Genomic DNA, 22,120 nt, shown 5'->3' on the forward strand with positions numbered 1-22,120 from the left:
AATGCTTATTTCTGAAGGAGCGTTATTGATTTGGACGATCGGGTTCTACGGCGGCTTGAGTTCGATTTGGTGCGTCAGCGCCTTGCCCGGCATACGGCAAGCGCCATCGGGAGGCAGTTGGCGGAAAGCCTTGCCCCTGCAGCCGAACCGGAGACCATAAAGCGCTTGCTGGTTCAGACGGCTGAAGCGCGCAACCTTTTGCGTCTCGAGCCGGGTTTTGACTTCGGCGGCTGGCACGACATCCGGGAAGAACTTAAGCGGTTATCGCACGGAGCGGTACTGGAGGCGGGCGATCTCTGCCGCGTTGCGGACAACCTGGGCGCAGCCCGGCGGGTGAAGAGCTTTTTGAGCGGGCGTGCGACGTCCTATCCTACGCTCAAGCAGATCGCCGGGGACCTGAAGCCTTTTCCGGAGTTGGAAGAAGAACTGAAAACGTCTGTGCGCCCGCCGGGCGAGGTGGCCGATGAGGCGTCCGTACTGCTTGCCGACACCCGCAGGCGGATTGAGCGCGCCAAGGTTAATATAAAGGAGGCGCTGGATGCTTTCGTGCGGTCGCCGGCATGGCAGAAGTACCTTCAGGACCCCATCGTGACCATAAGGGAAGGACGTTACGTTCTGCCCGTGAAGGTGGAACACCGCGACAAGGTCAAAGGACTTGTCCATGACCAATCCGCAAGCGGCGCCACCCTCTTTATCGAACCCATGTCCGTGGTGGAGAAAGGAAACGAGATTCGCCGGCTTGAGGCGGTTGAAAAACGGGAAACAGAACGTATCCTCGCAAAACTATCCGCGTCGGTAGGGATAGCCGCCGAGGAAATCCTGGATTCCACAGAAATCCTCGGCCGGTTGGACCTAATTCTCGCCAAGGGCCGGTACAGCACGGTTTTAAACGCCGTACCGCCGGTGCTTTCTCCGGATCCGGTAATAGAACTGAAAAAAGCGCGCCACCCGCTGCTTAAGGGCAAGGCGGTTCCGGTGGACATACGCCTGGGGAAGGATTTTGACACTCTCGTGGTTACCGGCCCGAATACCGGAGGGAAAACCGTGACCCTAAAGACCGTCGGCCTCTGCGTTTTAATGGCTCAAGCAGGATTGGAGGTGCCGGCGGCGGAAGACAGCGTGATCGGAGTGTTTGAGGCGGTTTTTGCGGACATAGGCGACGAGCAGAGTATTTCCGAAAACCTGAGCACCTTTTCCTCCCACCTGCGAAACATAACCGAAATACTTGAGAAGGCTGGGCAGAAAGCGCTTGTCCTGTTGGACGAACTCGGTGCCGGCACCGATCCCAGGGAAGGAGCGGCGCTTGGCTGCGCCATCCTTGAGGAACTCGGGCGGCGCGGGGCCAAGACCATCGCCAGCACGCACAGCGGTGAACTGAAGGAGTTCGCCGCAGGCCGTTCCCGCGTGGAAAACGCATCTGTGGAGTTCAACCCCCAAACATTAACCCCCACTTACCGCTTGGTTATCGGCCAGCCGGGGCGTTCCAACGCCTTCGAGATCGCCCGCGGTCTGGGTCTGCCCGAAGAGTTTGTGGCGCGGGCCAAGGAGTTTCTAAACCCCGAGGAACGGCGTCTGCGAGAAATGATTCAAGAACTGGAACAGGCGCGCCACGGGGCCGAAGCGGCGGCGGCGGAAGCAGTTCGGTTAAAGCATGAGACCGCCGTGATAAAAACGGAGTACGAATCGAAACTGGAGGATCTCTTAACCAGGAAGGAAAAACTTTTAGACGAAGCCCGTGAGGAAGCGGGGGCTGTATCACGCCGGGCGCGGCGGGAGGCAGAAACGATAATCCGGGATTTCAGGGAAAAGATAAAGCGCGAAAACAGACGGGAGCAGGAGATGGCAATCCAGGAGGCAAGATCGCAGCTTGACCTTCTGAACGGCCGGTTTCCACAGCCCGCTCCCTCGATACGGCAGAGCGGTTTCCCCGGGGAGGTTGAACCCGGGGAGGCGGTTTATTTGCCCCGCTTCGGACAGGAAGGAACGGTGGTCTCGTTGGCGAAGGAAGGGACGGTGACTGTCCAGGTGGGCTCTTTCAAGGTGGAGGTGCCGCTGGAGACAATAAAAATCGCGGTAAAACGAGATGTTTCCGCGGGGGTGAGTTATACGGGTGGCGGAGCCGTTTCTCCTACGCTCGATCTTCGGGGGCAGAGGGTGGACGAAGCATTGGTTAACCTTGAGGGATACCTCGACGACGCTTTACTTGCGGGGCTGGGCCGGGTCGACATCATTCACGGTTTCGGCACCGGGGCGCTGCGTGCGGCGGTGAAGGAATACCTTCAGGGACACCCCCGGGTCGAATCTTTCCGTCCCGGCGGGCACGGCGAAGGCGGGGGAGGCGTTACGGTGGTTGAATTTAAGTGAGTTTCAGGAAAAATAACATGCACATTTTTTAGGTTGCCGCTGATTCTCTATTCTGGATTCTGGCTACTTCCAGCACTCAGGTTTTGAATTCATCGTTAGTATGCAGAGGTTCGGGGCGGCTAATAGATGCCATTACTATCAATCTGGGTAATTGTTCACTGAGTGCGGATGAATTCGGACCTGAAACTCGTGCCTGAATAGTTACTACCGTGCTTGCCTGAAAAAGGGTATAATAAAGGCGTGGTGGGTTAAATGCAGACGCAGGAAGAGTGTTACGGTTGTTTGGACAGGTTGATAACGACCACCGTAAGGCTTGCTTCCGCTGATTCCGGCGACCGGGAAAAATCCTTGGCCGCCGCGCGGGCGGTGCTTCGCGAAGGATTTTCCCGAAATAATATACCGACACAGATTGCGGCGGCTGCCCAGAGGGTTATCAGGGAGATTTGCGGCGACAGCGATCCGTTCAAAGAGGTAAAGAAACGCGAACAGACGCTCGCCTCTGAAGCGGTGATTGAGGCAAAAAGACGCCTGGGTGACGATTGGGAAGGTCTCTTCCGTCTGGCGGCGCTGGGTAACACGGTTGATTTCTTTCGTGACCTGGAATCGGTGGCGGAGCAGATGAAAAACCCGGTGGACTTTACCGTTAATCAGATTCCGGCTTTTCTTGAACGGTTGAAAAAGGCCAAACTTCTACTGTTTTTAGCTGATAACGCCGCGGAGTGTTATTTCGACCTGCCTCTTTTCCGCAAGCTTTTCACAGAGGTTGACGAGGCGGTATACGTGGTGAAGGAGCGGCCTGTCCAGAACGACCTCACGATTTTGGACCTTACGGAATCCGGGCTCAAGGACCAGTTTAAACGCGTGGAAACAACCGGAACGGATTCTCCCGGAATTGATCTTGAGTCTGCATCGTCGTTGTTCAGGGAGCTTTACGACCGGGCTGACTTAATCGTCGCCAAAGGCATGGGTTACTATGAGACCTTTTCCGAAACGGGTGACAACAGGGTGTTTTATCTGCTAAAGGCCAAGTGTGATCCCGTAGCTTTGTCCATCGGCGTTCCGAAGGAAAGCTTTGTTTCGGCCTTTAACTCTAATCATGGGGGAGCGGCCCATGCAGACGTGGCGGCACAACGAAAGATGAAAATATGACCCGTAAGCTTGGAATTTATAAGAAGTAACTGAACAAAGGCGGAGCGCGGGGAGAAGCAAGTAGAACGCGAAAGCCTGGTAGGGACGTGCCGGAGCCCAGCACTGAGCCTCCAAGTAAGCTCATCTGTACTTTTAAAGGTGGAGCTGAGTGCTGGGTGAGGACTCGGCCCTGACAGGCTGACGAAGCTATACGCAGCTTATCACCGCGCCTGCTGAAAGAAGTACTATTTCCAGAGGAGAGAAGCTGCATGCTTGAACTCAAAAACCTCAGCGTGGCGATCGGTAATCGAACGGTGCTCGAAGACATCAACCTGCAGATTAATTCGGGAGAGACACATGTTCTCTTCGGGCCGAACGGTTCCGGAAAGTCCACCCTTCTGGGGACGATAATGGGCTTCCCCCGGTTTCGGATCGTAGCCGGTCGGATTATCTTAAACGATGAGGACATCACCGGGCTGCCCGTCAACGAGAGAGCTGTACGGGGGATCGGGATCGCGTTTCAGCGACCGCCGACGATTCGCGGGGTATTGTTGCGCGACATCGTTGAGATAGCGTCGCGGGACGGGCAGGAAACCGATGCCCTTGCCAGGGGGCTGGATTTGACGGATTTCCTGGATCGTGAGGTTAATCATGGTTTTTCCGGCGGCGAACTGAAGCGTTCCGAGCTCATCCAGCTGCTTGCCCAGAAGCCGGACCTTGTGCTGCTGGACGAGCCGGAGTCGGGGGTGGATCTCGAAAACATGGCGCTTATCGGAAAGGCCATCAACCACCTTCTGGAAAAGGGGGTTGAACGGTGGAACGGGCGGCCGATCAGGGAAATCCGGCGGGACCGTAGAAAATCCGGCCTTATTATCACGCATACCGGCTATATCCTCAATTATCTTGAAGCCGACGTCGGGCATGTTCTGTACAAGGGAAGGCTGTCTTGCAGCGGAAATCCCCGGGAGCTCTTCGGCTGTATCAAGCGCGTGGGGTACGGCGAGTGCATACGCTGCACATTATGAGGAACTCAGAAGACGCCGGGGGAAATGGTTCCGCCATACGTTGCTCCAATGAGGGTCGGCGGACTCCCCGATAAGGCGGTTTTGATAAACGGGAGGGTTAATAGATAGGATGCCCAAAGACATAAAGGATGATTTTATTCTCGAAGCCGAACCGCACGCTTACGTGGAGGACCTTAAGGCGCTCCCGGACGTGGAGAAAGAGCGCCTGCTGCACACCGGCGTAGACGTAAAGGGAACGAACAGGATAGGCACGTTCATGCAGCTGGACCATTCCGTCGTTCACTGCCGGAGTTCCCAGGATGGCGTCGAGCTGCTGAACATCAAAGAAGCCTTAGAAAAATACAACTGGGCGAGGGAGTATCTGGGCCGGTTGTTGCCCGAGGATGGACCAGGCGGCGCAGAGCCGTCGAACGGCTATTTCATTCGCGTCCTGCCCGGCGTCAAGGCGAAGTTCCCAATTCAGGCAAGCCTATATATCGGGCACGAAGGGCTTGCCCAGGAGGTACGCAACCTGGTGATTATCGAGGAGGGAGCGTCTCTCGATGTCATCACCGGTTGCGCGACCGGTGCGCATGTCCAGAGGGGACTGCATATCGGGATTACCGAGGCTTACGTAAAAAAGGACGCGCAACTTAGTTTCACAATGATTCACAACTGGGGCGAAGAAGTGGTGGTAAGGCCGCGCGGCGCTACCCAGGTGGACAGCGGGGGCGTATTTCTGTCGAATTTTATCTGCCTCAGCGGGGTTAAAAGCCTGGTGATGAATCCCTTTACCCGCCTCATCGGGGAAGCGGCGATGGCCCGCTACAACACCATCCTCATAGCGCCGCCGGGGACAACGATGGACGTCGGTTCGCGGGTTTATTTGAGTGCCCCGGGAACGAAAGCGGAGCTTATCGCCAGGACGATTACCACCGGGGGAGAAATTATCAACCGGGGCCACATCGCCGGAGAGGTTCCGGGAGCCCGCGGCCACCTCGAATGCCGGGGATTGATGCTTTCCGAGCGCGGCAGGATTTGGGCCATACCAGAGCTTGACGCGTTGGTGGCGAACGTGGAGCTCTCGCATGAAGCGGCGGTGGGCAAGGTTGCGGAGGAAGAGATAGAGTATCTGATGGCGCGCGGGCTTAACGAGGAAGAGGCCACTTCGACAATCGTCCGCGGTTTTCTCAACGTCAGGATCGAGGGACTGCCGGCGGCTTTACAGGAAGAAATAGACAGGGCGATTGCCGCATCGCGACTCGGCGCCTGATAAACGGTGCTAATGCCATCACATGGTCCTTTGCATTTACGAATTGACTATCTTAAACCAGAACTGATTTGATTCAAATAATAAGGCGAAAGGGCTTAAAGCGGCGTTTTTCAGTGTATATTTAAGTAAAAGTAGAAGTTGTGAGGCAATGAAATGAGAGATCGGACGCGAATTAGTTGGTCAGGGTTAAAAACTTAATTAATAGACGGTGCCTTAATACAAAGAGGGCGATAGACGTGGAGCGAAAACATACAATTTTTTACGTGATAGGCACAACGGTTTTGGCTCTTTTTCTTTTAAGCGCCGCCTGTGCCTTTGATACCCCCAGAAGGGTAGAGATAAAGACAGATAAAAAATACTACCTTATGGACCCGTATTATTGGGTTTACGAAGCCGCAAACTTCAGGTGGTGGATGCCTCCCTGGGATAATCCGCATTGGTGGCCGCAGGGAGGTTACACACGAACCGTGAATTTTGCGGTCTACCTTTACCAACTGAATGGAGATCCGGCCGAGGTATCGGGCGTCGTCTACGAGGTGGTTTACGGCCGCGGATTCGAAATGACTACAGGGACCGCGACGTACGGCGAGTCGGGGGTGTACACAGGTGCATTTATGCTCAGCGAAAGCAACCTCGGCGGGCAGTCTTTCAGCGGCAAGCAGCCGAAGGAGTTGACGATCAGGGCGAAGGTTGACGGGCAGATTGTTGGGGTGCAAAAGATCCATGTGGGCCGCTGGGGCTGTGACCGGTGCCATATAGAAAACAACCTGGCTAGATCGATCTATACCTGGTGTACACCCACAGGAGGAGCACTCGGCCCGCATTACTGGGGGAACATACTCGGCCGGAACGATCCTTCCGGCGGCACAGACCCGGAATCGGCCGAAGGTTTTGACCTGAGCTATCTTACCGATCCCGAAAAAACACACACCCCTCATGACTTTCTTACTGGGGTTAACGGACACGAATACACAACTACAAGATGGGCTGGCAGCGCCGCCTGCTCGCCTTGCCATCAGGGTTCGGGACGTTTGCGCTATCCCTGGTACGGACCGAATCAGACCCCGTCTTTGACGGTAAAGTGTACTTTCTGTCACGGCATGGAGGGCGGCTATTTACCGTCGGGCCTGATGAACTGGCCGGGCGACTACACAGAGAACTGGTCCATAGGCTCCAAATGGGTCGACAACGCCGGTTTTTCCGCCCTGCACGGCGACTGTACCAGCGTGAGCTGCCACGGGGACATCAACGACGCCGCGGAAAGGGAGATCGACCGTTACAAGCCGGAGAACTGTGGGATGGCCGGGTGTCACGATGTTATTCCTTAGTATCGGGCCGTTGCGTTTTTGGTTATACGTCAGCGGAGAATTGTAATGCCGTAACAACAGTTTAAACAGCACGGCAAGTTCTATTAAGAAACCTCCAAGAAACGTCTCGGGGGTTCTTTTTATCTTATAGGGGGCATCACGGTCGTCATTATAAGACATGACTTTGCGGGAAAAACAGATATTAGGATTGCGACTTAGTATCCCGGCATCAGACATGATTCGCTAATATTAACGGATTAACCACATAATGCCAATCGATTCACAATTATGTGCGTCGTATACTGTCAGGATTTAAAACAATTTGATTTATGAAAAAATGCCTGAGAGGGTTTGAAACGGCGGTTTTGCGATGTATCATTCTATTAGAAGAAGAAAGATAAACTCAAAAGTGGGAGGTAAACTTAGCGGGGTTAGTTACGAAATAAATAGTAGAAGTTAGAATTCTATGGCAAAAGGATAACCGGGCCGGTACCCTTGCGAAGGGGGGCGGTGGATGTGAAACACAAACAACAGACTCTTTGCCTTATTGCCGCAATGGTTTTCGTATTGTTTGTGCTGCATGCCGCCTGCGCCTTCGATACCCCCAGGAGGGTCGAGATAAAGACCGACAAAAAGTATTACCTGATGGACCCGTACTATTGGGTTTACCAAGCCGCCAACTTCAGGTGGTGGTTTCCCCCCTGGGATAACCCGCATTGGTGGCCGCAGGGAGGGTACACCCGCACGGTAAATTTTGACGTATATCTGTACAAGCTAAACGGGGCGCCGGCGGAGGTTTCGGAAGTTGTCTACGAAGTAGTATACGGGCGCGGATTCGAAATGACTACGGGAACCGCAACGTACAGCGGGCCGGGGATGTACACGGGTGCCTTTATCCTCAGCGAAAGCAACCTCGGAGGGCAGTCTTTCAGCGGCAAGCAGCCGAAGGAGTTGACGATCAGGGCGAAGGTTGAGGGGACGGTGGTCAAGACGCAGAAGATTCATGTCGGCCGCTGGGGCTGTGACCGCTGCCATATCGTCCAAGGGCTGGCGTGGCAGGTTTACCCGGGGTGTGCGCCCCCCGGGGGGCCGTACGGGCCGCACTACTGGGGGAACGTTCTCGGGCGGAACGGAACCCCTGAAGGTTTTGACCTGAGCTACCTCCAGGACGTGGACGGCGCGGTGTATACCGCCCCCGAGAATACACACACGCCGAAAGATTATATAACCAATCATTCGGTGACGTTACAGAAACAATGCTGGAACCCGGCCTGCGCCCCTTGTCACAACGGTAAGACCACCGCGAATTACATGCGCGGTAAAACCGAGGGTGTGGGATGCACGTTCTGTCACGGCTTGGATGGCGGCTATATCACCTTAAACGGGCTGAGCTGGGCCAATAACGCTGGTTTTTCCGCCCTGCACGGCCACTGTGCCAACGTTAGTTGCCACGGTAGTATCAACGACGCCGCGGAAAGGGAAATCGACCGTTACAAGCCGGATAACTGCCGGATGGCGGGATGTCATAACGATATTGCTTAGTAATTAAGGCCGCGTTGCGGCGCTGATTGTATAGGAGTCATTAATTGTATAGGAAAGACAATTGATTTGGGCCGCAGGATGCAATTCTTATACGCTCCGGAAGCGTTTGATTCCGGGGGCAAATGCAGTAAACCTCCAGGGCGCCAGATTGGAGGTTTACTCTTGCCCGAAGGGGTTTGTGGACGGCCCGAAGCAGAACGGAAAGGAGGTGGTGGGTTAGAAGGCAGGGACAGCCGGTTTCAGTCGGAGGGGGGAATGTAGAGATAACGAAGAGGATTCTGGTCGGCGTATTTATTTGTACGCTGATTGTCTGTTCATTGACAATTTATATGGCGCTGAGTTACGGAGAAGGGCAGGACCCGGGTGACCCGGAGCAGTCCGGGCAGGGCAGCCTGCGTATCCCGATGAGGGTGGAGATTAAGACCGACAAGAAATACTATCTGATGGACCCCTACTGGTGGGTTTACAGCGCGTCGAAGGACGATTTGCCGGGCCCCGGGGGGAATCCGCACTTGTGGCCGGAAGAGGGTTACAATCGCACTGTTAATTTTACTGTTTATATTAATGATTTGGGCGGAAATTCGGCACAGGTCCAGGAAGTGGTTTGCCGGGTGGTTTATAACGGCGGCCGCCTGCTGAAGGAGGGTTCCGTCACGGCCGCGGAACCGGGGGTATTTTCTGGTTCTTTCGACCTTTGGGAAACCGATTTCGGCGGGCCGGCTTTTACCGGATGGGAACCAAAGGAACTCACGATCCAGGCGCTGGCCGACGGCCGGGTGGTCAAGCGGCAGAATATCCACGTCGGCCGGTGGGGCTGCGACCGCTGCCATCTGGAGTCGGGTAAGGCCAGGCAGATCTATCCTTGGGTTAGTCCCACGGGCGGTTATTGGGGTCCGCACGGCTGGCACGGTGTTCTCGGCGGGGCCGGAAGTGTGGGAACGATGTTTGACATTACCAACCTTACTAACGCGGAGAAAACGCATGCGCCCAACGACATTTTAACGGGAACATACGGGCACGAGTACACGGTTCAGAAACAATGCGGCAACTCCGCCTGCTCGCCATGCCATCAGGGATCGGGCAGGCTGCGTTATCCCTGGACCAACCCCCCCTACTACACACACCCCGGCGAGAAGGTCGATTGCACTTTTTGCCACGGAATTGAGGGCGGATATCTGCCGTCCGGCGTGCTGGATTGGTCCAGCGTGATGAGGCCGGGGTATTTCGATAACTGGGCCGAGGGTTCCAAATGGAAGGATAACGCGGGATTTTCCGCCATCCACGGACACTGCGATAACGTCCACTGCCACGGGCGGGTCAACGATTCCGCCGAAGGGGACATCGACACAGCGAAACCGGGTTGTCGCGACGCAGGGTGCCACGACAACATCCCTTAAGTTCGGCCGCAACTGCGGCCGGAATACCAAGAGACAAGCTTTCGTGTGTTTTTAAATAATAAGGAGGGAGGGCTTGTATAATAAAGAAAAAATACAAGATCATGGCGGTGATCGCCGCCCTTGTTATTTCTCTTGCGGCCATTGGTGTCGCTTTTGCACTCGATGACGAATTGAACGTTTACGTTAAGACGGACAAGACCGTTTACCTTATGGACCCCTACTGGTGGGTATACAGCGCCTCTCAATTCCGCTGGTGGTACCCCACTCCGGACCCCGACCCGGATTTCTGGCCCGAAGAGGGCTACGACCGGACGGTCAGTTTTTCAGCCTTTCTTTACGGCCCGAACGGCTCACCGGCGGCAGTGACCAATGTTGAGTACCAGGTTTTAGACGGGGGCTCATCATTTGCGGAAGGCACCCTCAATTCCGCCGGGGACGGGGAGTACACGGGCGCTTTCACCCTGAGCGAGAGCAACCTCGGCGGCAGTGGTTTTACCGGTCAGACGGCCAAGGAGCTTATGCTTAACATCATCGCCGACGGCCGGACGGTTAAAGAGCATACGATCCAGATCGGCCGCTGGGGCTGCGACCGCTGCCACCTGTCGCAGGGGAAGGCCAAGGAGATTTATCCATGGTGCTCCCCTGTAGGAGGACCGCTCGGTCCCCATTACTGGGGGAATGTTTTAGGAAGGAACGGGACACCTGAGGGCTTTGATTTGAGCTACCTGACCGACGCGGAAAAGACGCACACGCCTGCGGATTATCTCGCCAGTCACGAAAAGACCAATCGGAAATGGTCCGGAAGCCCGGCGTGTTCTCCCTGCCACCAGGGTTCCGGCCATGTGCGTTACGACTATGGGACCACAGGTACATACCCGTGGCTCGCACACGCGAAAGCCGAAGCGGTCGAATGCACTTTCTGTCACGGCATAGAGGGTGGATACGTACCTGCAGACGGATCGAAGTGGGTAGATAATGCCGGTTACATTACCAGCAGCCACAGACACAACAACGTCCCGCCGCCGCCGGATACCCCGCGGGATCCTTACCTGGCGCGGCAGACCTGTTCCAACCCGGGCTGTCACGGGCACATCAACGACAATAAGTACGGCGAAGTGGACCACGCAAAGCCGGATTGCCGCTTCTGCCACGGCATTCACAACTAACTGACGGCCAAAGCGACGAAAGGCTGGAGAACCTCCGGGACGCCCCGGAGGTTCTCTTATTTAACGAACTCTTCTTGATCGGAAACCAGGCATATTATTTTGGCGCAAGGCGTTCGCAAAGGGCCATAAAGAGGATTAGATCGGCCACCCGGTTCGAGTACCCCCATTCGTTGTCATACCAGGCGAGGGTCTTTACCAAGGTGCCGTCGATAACCATTGTGGAAAGGGCGTCAAAAATGCAGGAATGAGGGTTCCCGTAGAAGTCTCTGGAAACAAGCGGTTCATCGCAGTAGTCGACAATGCCGCGTAGCTCCCCCAAAGCGGCGTCTTTGAACAACGAGTTAACCTCTTCCTTTGTCGTGGGACGGGACACCTCCAACACCAGGTCCGTGAGTGATACGTTAGGCGTGGGAACCCTTACCGCCAGGCCGCTTATTTTGCCTTTTAGTTCGGGAAAAATCAATGAAATCAGTTTGGTGGCGCCGGTGGAAGTGGGTATCATCGACATCGCCGCAGCCCTGGCGCGCCGCAGGTCCCGGTGCGGGAGATCCAAAAGGTTCTGGTCGTTGGTATAAGAGTGCACCGTGGTCATAGAACCCCGGACCACGCCGATGTTTTCGTGAATGACCTTGACCATGGGGGCAAGACAGTTGGTGGTGCAGGACCCGCACGAAATGATATCGTTCTTGGCGGGGTCGTACCAGTTCTGGTTCACACCGATGATTATAGTAGCGTCGTTGGGCATTGTCGCCGGCGCGGTGATAACGACCTTGCGGGCGCCGGCGTCCAAGTGCCGTTTAGCGTTTTCATAATCGGTAAAACGGCCCGTCGCCTCCACGACCACGTCCACCCCCGCGTCGCGCCAGGGGATTTTACCGGGGTCCTTTTCGGCAAAGACTTTGATCTCCCGTCCGTTCACGCACATAATGTCTTCATTGGACTCAATCATGGCGTTGAATTGTCCGTGGATCGAATCGTATTTGAGCAGATGGGCGAGTGTTGGGCCGTTAGTGAGGTCGTTTACGGCAACCACCTGGATGTCATGATTATCCGCCACGATGCGAAAAAAGTTGCGTCCGATCCTGCCGAACCCGTTAATTCCTACCTTTAAAACCAATTGCTTAACCCTCCCCGTTAAAGCTTTCTGCATCCCCGATCGGATAATTATCCCGAAACATTATCTTCGGTAGCGGGCACTTGCTCTTCCTTACCGGTTTCACCGGTTTTTTTGTCAGAATCCCCGATACCGGCGGAAAGGCGCCACTTTATCTCCAGCTCCACCTTGGTATCGCCCTCTTTATTTTCCACTTCGAGCTCAACCACCGCTTCCGCCGGGAGATTGATCACAGCCTCCTGAATTGTTAGTTTTTCTTCTCTTATTTGCGCCAGGACGTTTTCAAGGAAAAGAACCAGTTCGTTTCGGGCCAATAACTGTTTCGTTTTTGACAATGCAAAACACCTCCAGCGTTCCAAGTGAGTGTTGAAAAACAATTAAATCGGTAAAACACTAACTTAAGGATTTTCGGTAGTTAAACGTACCCAGCACTCAACGAAGGGTTGGAAAACGCAGGGGTTATAGCGGCATCCGACATGCCTGCAGAATAACTTGCCGTTCAGTTACCGATTTGAGTGCCGGGCGGAGGCTAAAAAAACAAGCATATCGATAACAGAGGTCGGAGGCAAGAAGTCGGATGTCTGAATGGGTTGCAGAAGCATAACATCTGACTTCTGACATCCTGCATCCGACTTCAGAAACAGACAGGCGCGTTATGCAGCAGCCTCTTATGCGTATGCTACCCTTTTATTTTTGCCTTAATACGAGGTCAGGCTTTGCTTTTACCACGTATGGTTTTTTCGGTATTGTTTACCCAAATCCTTCTGCCGCAGGCGCATATTGTTGCAGATTTGCGCAAAGTCTCATGCGTTCCGTCAGCGAAACATTACGCGGCTCACCGGTTACCGCCGGAAAGGGACGGCCGAAACCATAATCCAGCAACTGGTGACGGCTGTCCCGCGAATTTTGATGGTTCGGTCGCGCCCTCGATTCAATATCCGCTGAAGACGGGATAGGCGAGCTTTACAAGAGTCTGGTAGGGGAAAACGTCGGTGGACAAGTCTTGATTTAGGCGGTATAAGCTAAGATAATAAAGATGGTTTGTTTTGCTTATCATCTGAAAACCGTACCCCCCCTAAGACATGATCGGTAACCGCATAAAGGTCATTCATCCGGAGAGCGAACAGGTGAGGCTTTTAAGGATTGAGTGCTTCTTAGGACGGTCTTAAACGGGAGGCGTTGTGGAAAAATCCTGGCGTAAGTGGTTTCTAACAGACGTTAAACGGGCCATAAGGGAGTATTCCATGATTTCCGAAGGTGACAGGGTGGCGGTGGGCGTCTCCGGGGGTAAGGACAGTATTGCGCTCCTTTACGTCCTGTCTTATCTGCGGGATTACTCGCATCTCTCTTTCGGGATCGAAGCGATTTTAATCGATCCCGGCTGGTGTACACCCGACTATAAGCCGCTCGCCGGTTACTGCGCCGGCGTGGGAGTGCCGTTGCATGTTGTCCGTCATCCGATAGCCGAAATAATCGATACCAAAGGAGAAAAAAGCGTCTGCTCCTTGTGCGCGAAACTGAGGTCCGGGGTCTTGAATACCACGGCCAAAGGATTGGGATGTAAACGGGTCGCCCTCGGCCACCATCTTGACGACGTCATTGAGACCTTTTTCTTAAACATGATTTACGGAGGATCGCTTAAACCCTTCAGGCCGGCGGTTTATCTGGACAGAATCGGGCTTCATCTAATCAGGCCGCTGATTTACTTGACGGAGCATACTCTGAGCATGCTGGCGGCGCGCGAAGGACTGCCGGTGCTGCCTCCCATGTGCCCTTACGCCGGAAAGACGGAACGGGCGGCGATGAAAGAGATTGTATGTCACATTACAGGGAAGTATCCTCAGTTCAAGCGGCGTTTTCGTTGCGCGATGGGGAATGTAAGCTTTGAAGACCTGTGGAACCAGAAGTCGGAAGCAGGAAGTCGGAAGTCGGAAGATAGAAGGTAGATCCCGGAACCCGGAACTCGCAATCTGGGATTATTTGACGGAGGGTAAGCTTGATAGTCGCGGGGATAGATATCGGATCGCTTTCGGCGGAAGCGGTCTTGCTGGAGAAAAAAAATATAATCGGCTACCGCATCATGCCCGTGGGGGCGGACAGCAGACGGGCGGCGGAGAGTGTTTTCGCGGCGGTGCTCGGAGATAAAGGCCTGTCCCGGGAGGATGTGGGCTATATCGTGGCTACGGGGTACGGGCGTGTAAGCGTGCCTTTTGCGGACCGGCAGGTTACGGAGATTACCTGCCATGGTCGGGGGGCGGTGTACGTCCTTCCCGGAAGCCGGACGGTTGTTGATATCGGCGGCCAGGATTCAAAGGCAATCCGCGTTAATGAGCGGGGAGCCGTCCAGGATTTTGCGATGAACGATAGATGTGCCGCAGGCACCGGGCGTTTTTTGGAAGTGATGGCGCGGGCGCTTGAAACCGACCTTGTCGGGTTCAATAAGCTGGCCGAAGCGGCGGAAAGGGCTTCGACCATCAGCAGCGTCTGTACCGTCTTCGCCGAGTCGGAAGTGGTTTCACTGATCAGCAGAGGGGTCCGCCGTTCAGAAATCGCCCTCGGACTGTGCGCGGCGGTTGCGGAGCGGGTGGCGGCTCTTGTGCATCGCGTGGGTCTTGGCGAAGAGGTGACGATGACCGGCGGTGTGGCCAAGAACAAATGCGTGGTGGAAGGTGTTTCGCAGAGACTTGGCGTAAGGGTTGCGGTGCCGCCGGAACCACAGATAATCGGGGCTCTCGGTGCGGCCCTGTTGGCATGGGGTCTTTTAATAGATGGCCCTAAAGAACCATACGATCATGGCGATTTCTATCCCGAGCTTGACGGCTGTGCCTCCGATGAATCCGAGCAGTGAGCCCATGCCGACCCGAAGTGCGCGACCCGATCTGCCGGAAGCTATCAACTCGGCAAGGAAGGCACCAAAAAAAGGGCCGAGCACGATGCCGGCGGGGGGCAGAATAAAGGCGCCGCAAAGGAGGCCGAGCCCGCCGCCCCAGATCGCCGCTTTTGAACCGCCGAATCGTTTTATGCCCCAGGCGTTTGACAGGTAATCTACAAGGAATGTCAGTACCACGGCAAGCGCCTGGCCGACGAAGAAATATGAAGGAAGATGATTGAAACCGGCGAACAGACCGTAAACTACCATCCCGGCAAGGATAAGCGGTGCTCCGGGAAGCACCGGGAGGATGGTGCCGGCCAAACCTGCCAGGAATAATATAACGGCGCCGATCAGTCCGATGGTGGACATGCTGTTTCTCCCGCAAGGGATTCAGTGAATACTTACCTTTAGACTAACAAATGCCGGTGGATGGGTCAAGCCAGGGATATGGCCGCCGGAAGGGACATAGTAAGAAAAAATACCCACAGAGATGTATAAATTAAGTCCTCAGTCGAAAGTCCTCGGTCCTCAATCCCGGAACGGGAGGAAACTAAGTCGGAAGTCCCCAGTTCCTGTTTCCGGACTTAGGACGCAGGACGTAGGACTTCGGACTTAATGTTCTGCCTCGGTGGTGAAAAATTTTGGTTTCGGATTATCCCGGTTAGATTCTGCTAATGAAAAATAGGGGAGAAGAATGGTAAACGCTGTTTTAACCGCGGAGCTTTTCATTCCGGGAGCCGCTTCCCTTAAGGAGAAGCGGGGGAGACTAAAAAGACTGCTGGAACGGCTGCGCCTGCGTTTTAACGTGGCTGTGGCGGAAGTGGGCGGGCAGAACACCTGGCAGAGGGCGACGCTTGCCGTGGCGGCCGTCGCCGGGGAAGTCGCCTGTATCCACAGGGTTTTACAGGAGGTGGTAGACTATATCGACGGCTACGGCGACACGATGTTGGCGGACTACCGGGTTGACCTTTACGGTTTTTATCTTGGCAGCGGGGATGAAGCGAACGCCGCCAAGGTCAACGGAGGCGGCTGCACCCTTATCACAGGCGGTGTCTTCAGCGGCAGGATCCTTTTTGCCGCATCGTTGCTGCACAGGTCTTCGCCGGTTGTGTACCTGTCGATGTCCAGCGGCGGTGGTGCCGCATACGAGACTGATCTTGACGTCCGGGCGCGCTTTCCGGCGCATTGGGAAACGGTTCAAGAACCCGGGGATCCCGCGCGCGCCATCCTGGATGTCCCGCCCGAAGCCGCGCTGGTGATTGGCTGCCTGGGAGGGTGGGTGGCCGGGCTGCTGGATAAAGACGAAACGGAGAATGACATCTACGCACTGGTCAACGGTATTATCAACGCTTTAAGAGCGCGTGAAGGGACGGTGCTGGCTGTCTCTGCCGAAGTCGGGATGGGTACCATGCCCGTCGACCCTCGCGAAAAAATTTACCGGAGGGTACTCGGCAAAATAAATCAGCAGCTTGCCGGGATGGCGGACAGTGTCTATCTGGTGGTTTGCGGGATTCCTCACCGCGTAAAACCTTAGGGATATATTCTTATCGGGAAAAATCTTCTTTGCTTAGAGGATTTTTGTCGCCTCGTGAAGAAAATTCTTAAGATATTTTTGGTTTAATCACACAAAGAAGCTTCCTTGTATAAAGGCATGGTGGGGGATGGGTTATGGCCGAAAAAAGGACTCCTAAGAAACCGGTGAACAGTTATCGGGAAGGCAATATCGTCAGCGCATTTGGTACCGATCTGATGCTCACGGGGGGCATATTCGTCCCCAACCTCCTCCTGCGCTTCTATAAAAAACTGGGAATCAGCGACACCGGAATGATGATCCTGCTGCAGCTCTTCCGTCTGAGAACCGAGGAATCGAGACTTCATGTCTCGGTGGCGGAACTGGCCGAATGCATGACGGTGGAAGAGCCGCTTTTGGCCCGTGAACTTCAAACGCTTCTGGACCGGAAGTTTCTCGCGGTTACCGAGTGCTACGACGGGCACCGCATAGTGGAGGGTTTCGATTTTCAGCCGCTTTTCGAAAAGATCTCCGAGGTTTGGGCCTGCGTAAAGGTAGAGGAGATCCAGGAGATACAAGAGTTGTTGAAGAAGGGGATGCGGGAAGCCGCTCCTGTCGATGAGGTTTTCAGCGAACTGTATCTGGCCTTCGAAAAGGAGTTCGGCAGGCCGCTGTCACCCATCGAAGCCGAACAGGTGCTTAAGTGGCGGCAGGAGACGGCGCCGACACTGGTACGCGAAGCACTCCGACGCGCCGTGCTTATGGGGAAACATAACTTCAAATACATCGGAACCATCCTCCTTGAATGGCGCAAGAATAACCTCCGGACCCTGACCGAGGTGGAAGAGTACGACCGTAACTACGAAGCCGGCCGCAGGCGAAAAGGGAAACGCAATCCTCCCGCCAAGGAAAAAGAAGCAAAGGAAGAACAGGAGAGAAGAAAAGCTCTGATTAAGTCGCTTTATCTCAGTTAAGAGGGGGACATGTGGTGGGGGATGTTTGTCAGGAGTGTGGTAACAGGGGGCTGATCCTGCGCGGCGATGCCGCCGTTCCCTGTGCCTGCGTTAAAGAGAAAGCAATGCGCGCCCGTTTCTCCCTCTCCCAGATGTCGCCTCTAATGCGTAAGCACACCTTTGATCGCTTTGACTTCCGTTATTACTCCCGCAGCCGGAAGGACGAGGATAAGGGAATCACCTTTCAGGAGTCCGCCAAACGTGCTTATAATGCGGCTAAGGAGTTTGTGACAATTTTTATGAAAGGGGAAGCCGGCGAGGGTTTGATCTTCACCGGCCAGGTCGGAACCGGGAAAAGTTTTCTGGCCTGCTGTATAGCCAACGCTCTTCTTGAAGCGGGGAAAGAGGTCCTTTTCGTGGTTGTACCGGACTTTCTCGACGAAATCCGGGCTACCTACGACGAAGAATCAGATGTACCGCTCAGCGAGCACGAACTCCTCGGCCTGGCAAGAGGCACACCCCTTTTAATACTTGATGACCTGGGCGCTTTCACTTACACCGATTGGGCCCGGCAGAAGATTTACTCCATTCTGAACCACCGCTTGAACCACCGCCTTCCGGTAGTAATCACCACTAACGTGGCCCTGGAAGAGCTTGAGGAGTATCTGGGGGCACGTACCACTTCCCGTATCATCGAAATCTGCCGGCCTTACCGGCTGATGGTGGAGAACGATATCCGTGCCGTCCGCCGCCACGAACGTGAGTCTAAACGCCGGTAAAGAGAGCGTAGCCGTCGCGGTTAGCATTGGTTGATGTTGCATGCCTATCTTTGCGCCAATATTTTAATTAAAGACTCCCTTCGACCTTCCCACCCAAATTTTGAAAACACAGTCTTTTATCTTGTGTGTGAATTGATTACACATTACAATGTCTCCGTGGCCTGTTCGAGGCTTAGGTTAAAGCTGTCGCCGAAAGGTTGATTCCTAATGTCATAGTTTGAAGTTTTATTCAAATATAGCTACTTTAACCTCAAAGACAGAGGCCATTTTGTAAATATGGATGTGGTCCTTCCTCCGGCAATGGCTCTGGAGGGTGGTATGACGGGTGTGGGCGAGGTTCCGGTTTACAAATGGGTAAGGGTCTTGGAAGGTGTTTCAATGAGATTGTTTTTTCAAAGCGTAAGACAATGCACGGTCGCAGTACATAATAAGATTTAGGTGTTCGAGAAGCCGCCTTAACCGGAAGTCCTGTTCGTCCGGCGCCGACGGAGTACCGCCGGGATAGCGCCGTATAATCCGCAGGCACAGGGAGAATCAGAATGAGCAACCCTTTTCATTTTTATACGGAGCACCACCTTATAAAGCTGCTGGGTTTAAAGGCAAGGAACCCCGCCGAATTGTTGGATGGGATAAAAAAGGTGCCGCAGTCTTCGATTTACTATCACACGCATAGGTTTTTGCAGCAGCATTTCTATCTTTCTCCTGAACCGCCCAATGATTTTGCCTACTGGTTTACCAACGTCCTTAACCTTGGGGATTTGGGCGAAGCATTTGCCAGTGTCGATACCGTCGAATTCAGGAGCATGGAAGCGTTAAGAAACAAGTTTATTGATATCCTGGAGGGGTACACGGCGAAAAACCCTGTGGTCTGTCCCGATGGACAGGAGTTTTATTTCATGGCCTGTAAGACCTTTATTCTCCCCACGCAGTACGTCGCCCAGAACCTTGAGGAATTTGCGGAAATGCTGGCCGGAACGAGCGTCAGTTCTTTATATTTTCATATCTTCGAAGCGCGGATGCGGCTCGGAAGGGATGAGAGTGATTTTGAAGCCTGGTTCAAGAGCCTGGGAGCGGACACGCTGGCCAAGGAGCTTTCCAGATTGGATCCCTATACCATAACGCTTGAAGGCCTAAGGGAAAAAATTATCAAAATGGTGAGGAAATATGCCGAACATTAATGATTATACAGCGGTAGTAGGCGAAAGCGTTATCAATGAGCTGTACCTTCTCGCGGAAAGGCTTCACAACCGGACGGTGAAAAATATCAATTCAACCGCCGTCGGCGGCGGCGTGGCCGAGATACTCACGCGAATGATCCCGCTGTTGAAACAGCTCGGGGTCAACGCCAGGTGGGACGTGATAAAGGGTAACGATAAGTTTTTTAACATCACCAAGAACATCCACAACGCCTTGCACGGCGCGAACGCCCAGGTTACCGGAGAAGACTGGGAATACCTTCTCGATGTGAACCGGGGAAACGCCGCCGAACTGGATCTTTCCGACGACATCATATTCATCCACGATCCGCAGCCGGTAGCGCTGGTGGAGGAGAAGCGGCGCGGCAACCGGGGGAAATGGATATGGCGGTGCCATATAGACGTCGCCAACCCCCGGCCGGAGGTTATGGCTTTCCTGAAACCGTATGTCGAGCGGTACGATTGCGCGGTTTTTTCGGCGCCGGCCTACTGCAGGGAGTTGGGGATCCCTCAGGTCCTGGTTTCTCCTTCGATTGATCCCCTGAGCGATAAAAACAAAGAACTGCCGGAAGAAACGGTAAGCGAGGTCCTGGCCCGTTTCGGTATTGACCGGGAGCGCCCCGTGGTTACCCAGATCTCCCGCTTCGACTATCTCAAAGATCCCGTGGGCGTGATAAAGGTCTACCAGAAAGTCAAGAAGCACGTCGACTGTCAGCTTATCCTTGCCGGGGGCGGCGCCACCGACGACCCGGAGGGCATGAAGGTCCTTGAAGAGGCCAGATCGTCCGCCGCGGACGACCCGGACATCCATATCGTCTTCCTCCCGCCGGGCAGCGACATCGAAATCAACGCCCTGCAAAGGGCTTCGACGGTCATACTTCAGAAGTCGTTGAAGGAAGGGTTCGGGCTTACGGTCTCGGAGGCGCTGTGGAAGACCAGGCCGGTCATCGCGTCCGCGGTGGGCGGCATACCGCTGCAGATCAAACACAAGCACTCAGGCATCCTTACGTATTCCATAGACGGTACGGCACATTATTTAAAACAATTGCTACAAGAGCCTAAATACGCGCGGAACCTCGGCCTCAACGGCAAAGAACACGTAAAGAACAACTTCCTTATTACACGGCACATCCGTGACTACCTTCTCCTGTTCCTTTCGCTTTACTACGAAGGCGATGTTGTTCGGCTCTGAGGTCGATCAGACGGTGTAAACGCGCTGGGGGGCGGCGTTTCACCAAAAAACGGCATGCCTGCGAGCTATCAACGAATAGCTCATGAACTTAAAGGGGGCCGATTTCAGGCCCCCATTTTTTTGCCCGTCCTTTGTTTCTGATTAGTCTATTAAATTGATAATGCATAAAAAAACGCATTCACTGGTTAAAATAGCTCTCTGGAGAGCGTTTAAAGCATCGGGAAGAGATAATCAGGCTCTCTTATCGCGAATAAAGGGATGGCCAGCAAGATTAAAGCGACATTTTGTGAAGCCGGGCGCCGGGAAATCCGGTCTCCCGCTTGTTAAGTGCCGCTGGCGAGCGGCCTATCGGGAAAGGAGGACATGATGAAAACACGAATAATACTTTTCCTGATTTTGTTGCTGCTGGGTTGTTGCACTTCAGCGGCGGCGGGTGAAGGAAAATGGTACAAGGTTGCCACCGGCGACACGTTGTGGGCGATAAGCACAGGGCACGGGACAACCGTTACGGCTATTATGGAGGCCAACGAACTCGACAGCGACCTGATTCTTCCGGGGCAGATGCTCAGTATTCCGGCGGATACGGGCGCCGCGTCAGCCTGGGACGACCTTTGGCTCATGGCGCATATAATTAACGCTGAGGCCAGAGGGGAAGACTTTTTGGGCAAGGTGGCGGTGGGCGCCGTGATAGTCAACCGGCTGCGCCACCCTGCTTTCCCGAAAACAACGCACGGTGTAATATTTCAGTGCACTAACGGCGTTTTCGAATTTACTCCGGTGGCGGACGGTTCGATTAACCTTGAACCGGACGATCAAGCGTTCCAGGCTGCCCGGGCGGCCCTGGACGGCGTTGATCCCACAAACGGTGCGTTGTTTTTCTACAACCCGGAAACTGCGGAGGATCGCTGGATTCGAACCCTTCCCATCACCGCAAGCATCGGAAACCACGTGTTTGCCACAAACAGTTTCACAAGCACATAAGAGGAGTTGGAGGCCGCTTAAAGCGGCCTTGCTTTTCTGTGCCCGGCATGGGTGTTGCCTATAAGGTGGAAGTCCTGAGCGACGAAGGTAGCAGTAGTCGTTAGCCTAAGGCAAGGGTGTCCGCCGTGAGGCGGAATCTGAAAGAAGCCGGCGGCAAGCCTCCGGCCCGAGGACCACCAACCCCAGGCGAGGCTAGTGGCAGTTGGATGAGCTTGCAAGACAAAGCGAAGTCCTTGCTACCGAAGGCTGCCGAGAGTAAATGGGGCGGGTAGATGGAGGGAAAGGCAACGCACTTACCCGGGGAGACCTGCCGGATATGCCGAGTAATTTGGTAACCCGTGC

General features: G+C 54.5%; 19 protein-coding genes. 16 read left to right on the plus strand and 3 right to left on the minus strand.

All coding sequences use genetic code 11. The features are described from left to right. The first annotated feature begins 30 nt into the window (after positions 1–30). The 8 genes from AB1500_01835 to AB1500_01870 all read left to right on the plus strand — a co-directional run bounded on the left by AB1500_01835 (position 31) and on the right by AB1500_01870 (position 11,181). Positions 31–2,364 carry an endonuclease MutS2 gene (locus AB1500_01835; GenBank protein ID MEW6181904.1) on the plus strand — a complete coding sequence of 778 codons (2,334 nt, stop codon included), beginning with the start codon at positions 31–33 and terminating at the stop codon, positions 2,362–2,364. Between the two features lie 252 nt (positions 2,365–2,616). Next, on the plus strand, positions 2,617–3,513 hold the full coding sequence (locus AB1500_01840) for an ARMT1-like domain-containing protein (protein ID MEW6181905.1): 897 nt from the start codon (positions 2,617–2,619) through the stop codon (positions 3,511–3,513). Between the two features lie 248 nt (positions 3,514–3,761). After that, the gene (locus AB1500_01845; protein MEW6181906.1) at positions 3,762–4,517 is read left to right on the plus strand and encodes an ABC transporter ATP-binding protein; all 756 of its coding nucleotides are present in this window, start codon (positions 3,762–3,764) and stop codon (positions 4,515–4,517) included. Positions 4,518–4,626: 109 nt separating this feature from the next. Further along, the gene (locus AB1500_01850) at positions 4,627–5,769 is read left to right on the plus strand and encodes a SufD family Fe-S cluster assembly protein (protein MEW6181907.1); all 1,143 of its coding nucleotides are present in this window, start codon (positions 4,627–4,629) and stop codon (positions 5,767–5,769) included. Positions 5,770–6,005: 236 nt separating this feature from the next. Further along, positions 6,006–7,097 (plus strand): hypothetical protein, encoded by a 1,092-nt coding sequence (locus AB1500_01855; protein MEW6181908.1) that lies wholly within the window; start codon positions 6,006–6,008, stop codon positions 7,095–7,097. Positions 7,098–7,592: 495 nt separating this feature from the next. Continuing rightward, entirely contained in the window at positions 7,593–8,618 is a 1,026-nt protein-coding gene (locus AB1500_01860) for a hypothetical protein (GenBank protein MEW6181909.1), read from the plus strand. 317 nt (positions 8,619–8,935) lie between these two features. Then, positions 8,936–10,015: a hypothetical protein gene (locus tag AB1500_01865; GenBank protein ID MEW6181910.1), complete on the plus strand. Its 1,080-nt coding sequence runs from the start codon at positions 8,936–8,938 to the stop codon at positions 10,013–10,015. Positions 10,016–10,116: 101 nt separating this feature from the next. Then, a complete protein-coding gene (locus tag AB1500_01870; GenBank protein MEW6181911.1) occupies positions 10,117–11,181 on the plus strand; it encodes a hypothetical protein in 1,065 nt (354 codons plus the stop codon). Positions 11,182–11,275: 94 nt separating this feature from the next. Here AB1500_01870 and gap read toward each other — a convergent pair whose 3' ends face one another. Both gap and AB1500_01880 read right to left on the minus strand, forming a co-directional pair. Next, positions 11,276–12,298 carry a type I glyceraldehyde-3-phosphate dehydrogenase gene (gene gap, locus AB1500_01875; protein MEW6181912.1) on the minus strand — a complete coding sequence of 341 codons (1,023 nt, stop codon included), beginning with the start codon at positions 12,296–12,298 and terminating at the stop codon, positions 11,276–11,278. A 47-nt stretch (positions 12,299–12,345) separates the two neighbouring features. After that, positions 12,346–12,630 (minus strand): amphi-Trp domain-containing protein, encoded by a 285-nt coding sequence (locus AB1500_01880; protein ID MEW6181913.1) that lies wholly within the window; start codon positions 12,628–12,630, stop codon positions 12,346–12,348. An 846-nt stretch (positions 12,631–13,476) separates the two neighbouring features. Between AB1500_01880 and AB1500_01885 the strand changes: the two genes are divergently transcribed. Beyond that, a complete protein-coding gene (locus tag AB1500_01885) occupies positions 13,477–14,241 on the plus strand; it encodes an ATP-binding protein (protein ID MEW6181914.1) in 765 nt (254 codons plus the stop codon). 50 nt (positions 14,242–14,291) lie between these two features. Next, positions 14,292–15,143 (plus strand): acyl-CoA dehydratase activase, encoded by an 852-nt coding sequence (locus AB1500_01890; GenBank protein ID MEW6181915.1) that lies wholly within the window; start codon positions 14,292–14,294, stop codon positions 15,141–15,143. Here the strand turns inward: AB1500_01890 and AB1500_01895 are convergent. Continuing rightward, complete coding sequence (locus AB1500_01895; GenBank protein MEW6181916.1) at positions 15,057–15,536, minus strand: DUF456 domain-containing protein; 480 nt, start codon at positions 15,534–15,536, stop codon at positions 15,057–15,059. The genes AB1500_01890 and AB1500_01895 overlap by 87 nt on opposite strands. Positions 15,537–15,861: 325 nt before the next feature. On the opposite strand from AB1500_01895, the gene AB1500_01900 reads away from it, so the two are divergent. The 6 genes from AB1500_01900 to AB1500_01925 all read left to right on the plus strand — a co-directional run bounded on the left by AB1500_01900 (position 15,862) and on the right by AB1500_01925 (position 21,778). Further along, the gene (locus tag AB1500_01900; protein ID MEW6181917.1) at positions 15,862–16,701 is read left to right on the plus strand and encodes a bifunctional adenosylcobinamide kinase/adenosylcobinamide-phosphate guanylyltransferase; all 840 of its coding nucleotides are present in this window, start codon (positions 15,862–15,864) and stop codon (positions 16,699–16,701) included. Positions 16,702–16,835: 134 nt separating this feature from the next. Further along, on the plus strand, positions 16,836–17,651 hold the full coding sequence (locus AB1500_01905; protein ID MEW6181918.1) for a DnaD domain protein: 816 nt from the start codon (positions 16,836–16,838) through the stop codon (positions 17,649–17,651). 14 nt (positions 17,652–17,665) lie between these two features. Next, positions 17,666–18,409 (plus strand): ATP-binding protein, encoded by a 744-nt coding sequence (locus AB1500_01910; protein ID MEW6181919.1) that lies wholly within the window; start codon positions 17,666–17,668, stop codon positions 18,407–18,409. A gap of 539 nt (positions 18,410–18,948) precedes the next feature. Beyond that, positions 18,949–19,587, plus strand: a complete 639-nt coding sequence (locus AB1500_01915) for a DUF5752 family protein (protein MEW6181920.1) — start codon at positions 18,949–18,951, stop codon at positions 19,585–19,587. Next, positions 19,574–20,797 carry a glycosyltransferase gene (locus tag AB1500_01920; protein MEW6181921.1) on the plus strand — a complete coding sequence of 408 codons (1,224 nt, stop codon included), beginning with the start codon at positions 19,574–19,576 and terminating at the stop codon, positions 20,795–20,797. Before AB1500_01915 ends, AB1500_01920 begins: the two co-directional genes overlap by 14 nt. Before the next feature lie 363 nt (positions 20,798–21,160). Then, positions 21,161–21,778, plus strand: coding sequence for a cell wall hydrolase (locus AB1500_01925; GenBank protein MEW6181922.1), 618 nt, complete (start codon positions 21,161–21,163; stop codon positions 21,776–21,778). Positions 21,779–22,120 lie beyond the last annotated feature (342 nt).

The organism is Bacillota bacterium (assembly GCA_040755295.1).
Classification (GTDB): Bacteria; Bacillota; Desulfotomaculia; order Desulfotomaculales; family Ammonificaceae; genus SURF-55.

Bases quoted from the DNA above. Each gene is read 5' to 3' on its own strand.
- AB1500_01870 (MEW6181911.1), top strand. From the start codon at position 10,117: ATGGCGGTGATCGCCGCCCTTGTTATTTCTCTTGCGGCCATTGGTGTC.
- AB1500_01915 (MEW6181920.1), top strand. From the start codon at position 18,949: ATGAGCAACCCTTTTCATTTTTATACGGAGCACCACCTTATAAAGCTG.
- AB1500_01840 (MEW6181905.1), top strand. From the start codon at position 2,617: ATGCAGACGCAGGAAGAGTGTTACGGTTGTTTGGACAGGTTGATAACG.
- AB1500_01845 (MEW6181906.1), top strand. From the start codon at position 3,762: ATGCTTGAACTCAAAAACCTCAGCGTGGCGATCGGTAATCGAACGGTG.
- AB1500_01905 (MEW6181918.1), top strand. From the start codon at position 16,836: ATGGCCGAAAAAAGGACTCCTAAGAAACCGGTGAACAGTTATCGGGAA.
- AB1500_01850 (MEW6181907.1), top strand. From the start codon at position 4,627: ATGCCCAAAGACATAAAGGATGATTTTATTCTCGAAGCCGAACCGCAC.
- AB1500_01925 (MEW6181922.1), top strand. From the start codon at position 21,161: ATGATGAAAACACGAATAATACTTTTCCTGATTTTGTTGCTGCTGGGT.
- AB1500_01895 (MEW6181916.1), bottom strand. From the start codon at position 15,536: ATGTCCACCATCGGACTGATCGGCGCCGTTATATTATTCCTGGCAGGT.
- AB1500_01920 (MEW6181921.1), top strand. From the start codon at position 19,574: ATGCCGAACATTAATGATTATACAGCGGTAGTAGGCGAAAGCGTTATC.
- AB1500_01900 (MEW6181917.1), top strand. From the start codon at position 15,862: ATGGTAAACGCTGTTTTAACCGCGGAGCTTTTCATTCCGGGAGCCGCT.